We start from the raw sequence: 7,141 nt of genomic DNA, 5'->3' as shown, positions 1-7,141 counted from the left end.
CGCCAGGCCGTAGTGGAGCTGCTGCAGAACTACGGCCTGGCGCTGCTGATCGGGTGGGGCATCGAAGACACTTCGATCCAGGGGCTCCTCGCCGGGTGGAAAGTTGATCGGCATCGCAGTGTATGGCAGGATGGCCCGAGGATTCTTTACCCACTCGCTGATGTAAGTGGCTTGCAATCGGCGATACACCTCATCGAGGGCGGGGGCTTCGTTCGGCATGGCCAACTTCCCAGGACCGCTGGCCGCCAAGCGATGACACTTTCCACAGTACGTTTTCGTATCGTGAATCAGTTTCTCTGCCAGTTCGAGCCGACGTAACCGGTCCTGCTCCTGGACCGCAGCTTCCGGCTGCCCTGCCACCGCCTCCTCCTGCCCTGGAATCCCCGGATGCACAGCCTGAAAGTACCCCACAAGGCAGTCGATCTCCTGGGGACTCAATTTGTACAGCGGCATCGCCAGGGGAACAGCGGGACGAAGGGAAACGGGTTTCCGCAAAAACTCCCGCAACCACGTCTCCTGAACCGCAACCCCTTCGTAACAGAGCGGCGGCGGAACGGCCCCCCATAATTCTGAGGGACCCACATTCAACGCTAGTTGCCGCGCGTAGTTTGCGAGCTGACCATAGAGCTCCGCCGCCCATTCACCCCCGTCCTGCGGATTGATGCCGACGATCTGCGGTTTCGCAATCGGCAGGGCTGCCTGTCCCACTGGCCAAATTTTATTCCCAATTTTTACGGGTCGCCACGGTTCGAAAAAATAGAGCGGATTATCCAAGTCATCGACATCTTCCAGGAGTTGGCCTGCCGTATCACGCTGGGGACGCCCCACAATCACGGCAAAACTGAACACGGAAACAGGTGCTGAAACCGGCTCTCCTCGCGCTTGAGCGGAACCCATGATGTCTTGTGTTTGAGTTTGGGTTTCTGGTCGCGGAGCCATCGGCGGCTCAGGCGGCTCTTCTGTCAGATAGCGAAAAGTCCACCTTTCCGGATGGAGCATATGACACCGATCACAGCCATGACGTTCGATCACCATCCTGCCGACGGCGAGCGCCGCCCTTCGCGAATCCTGGTAGGGCGAATACTCCGGGGGTGTGTGAAATCCAGCTAACCCAAGCACGAACGTCATGATGGCCCAGCGCTGCTCTCGAGTGAGGGGAAACTGCGGCATCCGCAGTCGATGTAGAGGACTCTGGAATGTTATCCCGTAATCGAATATACGGGGTTGCGTTAATTTCAGCCACACCCAACTTTCCGGACGGCGCATCCCTAAAAGCATCACAAGTTCCGGCCGATAGCTCGCCTCGCGATAAAGAGCGCTCCCGGCTGCTGTCTCTTGCAAGAATTGCAGGCTACGACCGAAATCCAGAAGCGCTGCGGGCTTTTGACCGAAGGTGGAAAGATCTGGCCCAATTGCCGGTTGTCCTTCGAAGCCAGGAATACTGTGACACGCGTAGCAGCCGTATCGGGCAATGGCCTTGCGTCCCAAATAACGTAGTTTTTTTTCCCGCGAAACCGGCGCCACTAACTCGGCCAATTCCACAGCCAATCCGGGGCTGAGCCGTTCAATCTCCTCCGAAGCTACCCCGCGATCAGCGTACAACTGGGCCTGCGGGAGACCAAATTCTTCCGCCAGATAAGCGGTCACCACCGCGTCGATCTGAGTCTCATCGACCGTGGGCCGAGCAGGATCGATGTTTCGTTCTGTTCTTTGCAGCAGGAAGCTCGCAAGTGCCCGGATCAAAGATCGCGGTGTCCAGGATGGGGTGTGGGCGGAGGAACTCTCGGCGTCCGCCGAATTGTCGGCTATCGGCTCTGAAGTAGCTAGCTTGTAGAGCCAGGAATCCCCACGCCATTGTGGGCGAGGCATTCGCGTGTCGGGATTGAGCGACCGCGGGTCCTCCAACCAGCGTTCCAGCCACTCCCTGGCCCGCGGCCCAGTCCAGCGCCTTCCTAGGTCAGACAAATCGGGGCCAAGAGTCGGTTTCACCGAAGCGGCGGGAAATTCGCGATGGGTATGACAGGCCAGGCAGCCCTGGGTTTCAAACAGGATTTTCCCCCAAGCTGCTTCGTTCGGCGTGGTATTTTCTGCTGCTGCCGTGGTACCAGAGCTTGTTTGTCTCGACAATTCAACGGAGCGACTTCGGGTAAGAAGGTATTCCGCAATTCCCGCTATTTCCGCAGCGGCAAATCCGTTAACATCAACCACGGCGTGAGAGGACGGCGGATCGATGCCGAAAAAACGCGGCATCTTCGCCAATGGAAGAACGCTCTGGGGATCTGCTATGATCGCTTCTAACTGTTCGCGGGAAAGACGCTCGCCCACATGCCGCAGACTAGGCCCGGGTTTGCCCAGACCACCCAGCCGTTCCCGAGATAATCGAAGCACTCCTAGCAACCGCCGAATTTCCAGTTGGCGAATGTGCTCTTCGGGAGATGGCGACGGAACGCTCGATAGGCCGGAAAGCCAGGATTCGAGTTCTTTTTCCAGCGTCTCAATCCCACGGGAATTGTCGGGCGATTGCAGCACCCGCCGCACGGCTATGACGACGCTCTCCGGCGGATGACGGGCAAGGATTTCCTCAGCTACTTCGGCAGCCGGACCGCGCACTTGCAAATCGGTGCCTAGCCGCTCCCTGCCGACCCCATCGCTGCCGAACCGATGACAGGCATAACATCCGTAGCGTTCGACAAGTCGCCGACCGGTCACCAGTTGAGAGGCCACCAAATCCTGCTCTCGCGGTGTTTCCACAAGGTCATACACTCTTTCGTGACACCGCAAGCAACGGCTTTCGACCAGTGAAGTAGGAGGCATGGGATCGATGGATGCGCAAAACGGGGCCGCCGATTGTTCAACTTCCACCTGCTGCCGAAAATGCTCCGCCCCCAGCACATCTGTGGCCAGCCCCACACCTCCATGACAAATCGTGCATCCGAATCGCCTGACCGGATGGGGACTCTTCTCACCGACATACAAATCCGGGCGAGGATGTCCGGCGAACGGTTCCCCAAGGCCGCGAAGAACGGTGACACTCACAGCGGGAACTTTTTCACTATTGGCGCCAAAATCCGCAGGATAGTAAATATATTTTACTGCGTTAGATAGTGCCTTTTTATCACGCGGGAGCAATTCCAAGCATCGTCGTAATTCGGCTTCCACCTCGTTCGGCGACGCGACATTTCGCGGTCCGATTCTGATGATCTGATCACCTGGTTTGAGGCCGGCTGCTTCCGCGGGACTGCCCCGCTCGACGGCCGCTACTCGGGCCTCCGGATTGCCGAACAACCCACGGGACATCCATCGAATCCCCAAGTTTTTTGTAATTACCGACGATGCTTCTTCGCTGTATTTTATTCCTTCTAAACTATCTATTTTCTTCAGAATAAGCGGCAAAGCGAGTGTGATTGTGTTTTCTTTCTCCATCACGGGACGGGCGGCGGGACGATATTCTGTCGGCTGCGCCCATGGAAAGCTCTTTTCTGTGCCAACCGTTTTGGAAACCTCCTTCGGCTCCGACCCCGGCGTGCTGTGCTCCATCGTCCAATCCACGAACAGATGGCACGTCGTGCAGCGATCTCGCCGCGTCACCACCCTGTCGGAGCTCGGCATTTCCAGGTCTGGGAGAACAATTTCACGGAGCCTGAGGGTCCATCGCCCCGTTCCCTGCAGCCCCTGTGGGTTTCCCCCACCGCCCCCTATCGGCGGCAGGATGACCCAGTCGTTTTTTCCCAATTCCCGCTCCAGCCGCCGGGATTCGGCCCGGACAGTCTCCCCCATCGTTCGTCCTAGCCGCTGGTAGTGCAACCATTCACGATGGTGCTCCCGATAAAGCGCCCAACCGACCAGCCCAAGCAGCACGCCGCAAAAGATCGCGCACAAAACGTGCAAATACACTACAGAATAATGATGTCTTAATGGATTTGTCATAGACCTTCCATCAATTCATGATGGACGTATATTTCGCTCGCGGTCATATATTGATGCCTATCTCCGGGAAATATAGTATGTCATTTATATTTAGGATCCAATTGAGGTACATCTTAATCGCAATCAAGATCATAAACGCCAGCAAAAAACTCATTGTCCAGTGGGTCGGCCCTGACCACTGCGGTACATATCGGCGAACAAATTTTGCTCGCAGAGCCAGCGGCAAGCCACCAAATAATATGCTTACCAAAACAATACCGGGACCTTCCCGGATCAAAACCTTCGCCATATTAACGTCCCTCGCGCGTTGTGCCCCATTTTCTATTCCCCAAATGACGTTCGAAAGTGGACGTGTTTCATTACCCATCGGCTTTTTGATGGTCCGGGGCTCGTAGAGACCATAAAACTGCCAATCTGGACCTCGATAGAACGTTCCTATCACAATGAGGACCACCCACAAAAGATAACCGCTAAGAAATACACTCGTCGCGAACTGACGTTCGCGGAAACCATAGAATCCTGTTTCTTGTGGCCGTGTGTCCACATAAGGAATCAAACACAGGCCCACGATGATAAGGACCGGAATGACCACGCCTGCCAGCCACGGATCGAAGTATACGAGGAGTTCCTGCAATCCCACAAAATACCATGGTGCTTTGGCGGGGTTGGGTGTCCACGTGGGGTCGGCTGGGGATTCCAAAGGTGCGGGAATGAGCAACGCCCACACGAGCAAAACTCCCACCATCGCCAACATGGCGAGAAGTTCTATGTACACCAGATCCGGCCAGACAAAGATGCGCTCTTTCTCGTGAGGCTCCGCCTCTACCGCCGGCTGATTCTGCCGTCTGCGGTGATCATTTTCCGCAGCCAACCCCAATCCGAAAACAAGGCCTGCCAGAGAGGCCGCAATGAACAGCAGCACGGCTACATGATCAGGAGCAAGCACTAGAGCCGCAAAGTTCCTGTCTTCTAGTGAGAGCAGAAACCACAACCACATGCCTACCATGGCATGGACGGCCAGTCGTGGGGACCATCCCGTTTTGACCCCCGTCAAAAAGATAAACGCTGCAGTAAATACCACAAATGTGAAAACGGGAGGCGTAACATAGCGATTGATTGCATATTTCACCCAGTTGGGAAGCGCCCAGGGATGCCCCATGCTCGCAAAAATCCCACCGACTAGAAACAGCAAAACATAAACAGTCGGCGCGATCGCCTGTAACTTCGGTGCGCCAGACCGGGCCAATCGAATGGCCATCCACACGGCGGCAACTAAAACTGACCCAAGATAGAGGATTGCTAATGATTGATCTCTCATTCAACTCTAAAAAATCAAATGTCGGTTTATGATTCTGTCTTCCGGATGATTATCACTACTTAGAAATATTGTTTTCGAAATACAAATTAATCACAGTGGCCCGCTGATACCCCCATCCTTTCTCACGCGCCAGAAATGAAGTCCGCAGAAAAACGTCATGGCCAGAGGGAGGGCCACACAGTGCCAGATATAAAACCTGTTCAGCGTCGCTGGTCCGATCTCGTCACTTCCCAGCAAAAAGTAGCGCAAATCGGAGGAACGGGTTATGAGCGGCTCGCCGTGCAGGGCAAGAAGCTCACTTCCTGGGCCTTGATGCCCGACAAACGGCGCAGCAGCCACCATATTCGTTCCCACCGTCGTCGCCCAGTAAGCCAATTGGTCCCAAGGCAACAGATAACCCGTAAAAGAAAGAAGCAGGGTGAGCACCAGAAGACTCACTCCTATCACCCAATTAAATTCTCGGGGTGGGCGATAGCTGCCCGTCAAAAAAACCCGCAGCATATGGAGCATCACGACCACAACCATGGCGTGTCCTGCCCAACGGTGAAGCTCGCGCATAATTCCGAAATAGACGGAATGTCGCAGATTGAGAATATCGGCGTAAGCATACTCGGGGACAGGCCGATAATAGAACATCAAGGCCACTCCCGTGACGACCTCCACCAAAAAAAGAAAAAACGCAAGCCCGCCCATACACCAGGTGTAGCGTATTCGCACAGCATACCGCGGCAAACCCACCGGATGGATGTGGAGAATAAAGGTATTGAAAATCATGAGGACTTTTTCCCGGGTGGTTCGCGGTAGCGGTACCCGGAAAATACTGCGGTAAAGTCGCGATTGTTTTACTTGATTCCACATTCCCATCCCTGATCCCCTCAACCCACAGCACGTTCCACTATCACGAAGCTTCTCGGATCATCCCACCCGCCGTTTTCCCTACGGAAAGTGAGCCGCGTGTTTACCAGCAGAATTCCATCCACGAGATCAACGGCACACCGTTCCAGAGCTCGCCGGGCCGGACCGCGTAGCCGGTGGCCTTCTTTGCCAAATGCACTGCCATGACAGGGGCACACGAATTGCCGCAAGCCGGCGTCCCATTGAGTCATGCAACCCAGATGGGTGCACGAGGCTTTTAACACGACGATCCGTTCTCCCTGCTCCTCCGATTGCCGGACAACGTAAACGCCCAGCGTGTTCAACCACGCTGTCTGGACGCTATCGGGAATGATTTGATCTACGGGAGCCACGGGGATCCAATCGTCTGCTCTCTGAGGGCTCCTCGGCCAAAGGAATCTCACGCCCGCATAGCTTGCCGAAACACCGAGGATACTCCCAAGGACCGTGAGCACCCGGACAAGCAAACGGTTGCACTCCGCCGCTGCGGCAATGGATTGAACCGCTCTCACAAAGAACTGGCGACGTGCCGCCGACGTACCAGAGGGAAGTCTCTCAGCGGTTCGCGGATTTTCCGGGGGCGATGAATGGGCCAGAACCTTTTCGTCCATCTGCAACAAAAACTCCTGCCGAAAAATGATTTATTTTCGCTGCGCCCAGGGCAGCCCCGATATTGGTCCCTGGCGCTCGTACGGAGGAGCGTGCGTCCTCCTGCGTGTCGCTCGCGCCGTTATCGGCGAGTCGTCCCCTCCCGATTCTCCTATTGTGCCTTATCGCCCCACACAGGTCTAACGCACGGACCAGAGGCATGCATCCCCCGGCCGGACTTACGGTTACACCTTGCCCGCCGAAGCTCGGGATGTGATCGCCCGGCGAGGTTTTTCGTCCCCTGCTCTCTACGCACAGTGGGGGTCGTTCGGTTCCCATTCCGCAGAGCGAACACAGGCGGTGTATCTTCCGACCAAAAAGAGTGTGCTCGAAAATCAGTTTCGGCGGGCACGA

Annotated in this window: 4 protein-coding genes; all 4 read right to left on the bottom strand. The window is 55.8% G+C overall.

What is annotated here, in order from left to right; translation table 11 throughout:
* Positions 1 to 3,927: PDZ domain-containing protein (locus ABJK56_RS04510; RefSeq protein ID WP_347243469.1), on the bottom strand; the 3,927-nt coding region annotated here is incomplete at its 3' end.
* 43 nt (positions 3,928 to 3,970) lie between these two features.
* The gene (locus ABJK56_RS04505; RefSeq protein WP_347243468.1) at positions 3,971 to 5,245 is read right to left on the bottom strand and encodes a hypothetical protein; all 1,275 of its coding nucleotides are present in this window, start codon (positions 5,243 to 5,245) and stop codon (positions 3,971 to 3,973) included.
* 90 nt (positions 5,246 to 5,335) lie between these two features.
* Positions 5,336 to 6,109 carry a cytochrome b N-terminal domain-containing protein gene (locus ABJK56_RS04500; RefSeq protein WP_347243467.1) on the bottom strand — a complete coding sequence of 258 codons (774 nt, stop codon included), beginning with the start codon at positions 6,107 to 6,109 and terminating at the stop codon, positions 5,336 to 5,338.
* An 11-nt stretch (positions 6,110 to 6,120) separates the two neighbouring features.
* Positions 6,121 to 6,750, bottom strand: a complete 630-nt coding sequence (locus tag ABJK56_RS04495; protein WP_347243466.1) for a Rieske 2Fe-2S domain-containing protein — start codon at positions 6,748 to 6,750, stop codon at positions 6,121 to 6,123.
* Positions 6,751 to 7,141 lie beyond the last annotated feature (391 nt).

This window comes from Thermogutta sp., assembly GCF_039793925.1.
GTDB lineage: Bacteria > Planctomycetota > Planctomycetia > Pirellulales > Thermoguttaceae > Thermogutta.
The sequence above is the reverse complement of the archived record's forward strand: the minus strand, read 5'-3'. Positions and strand labels throughout refer to the sequence as shown.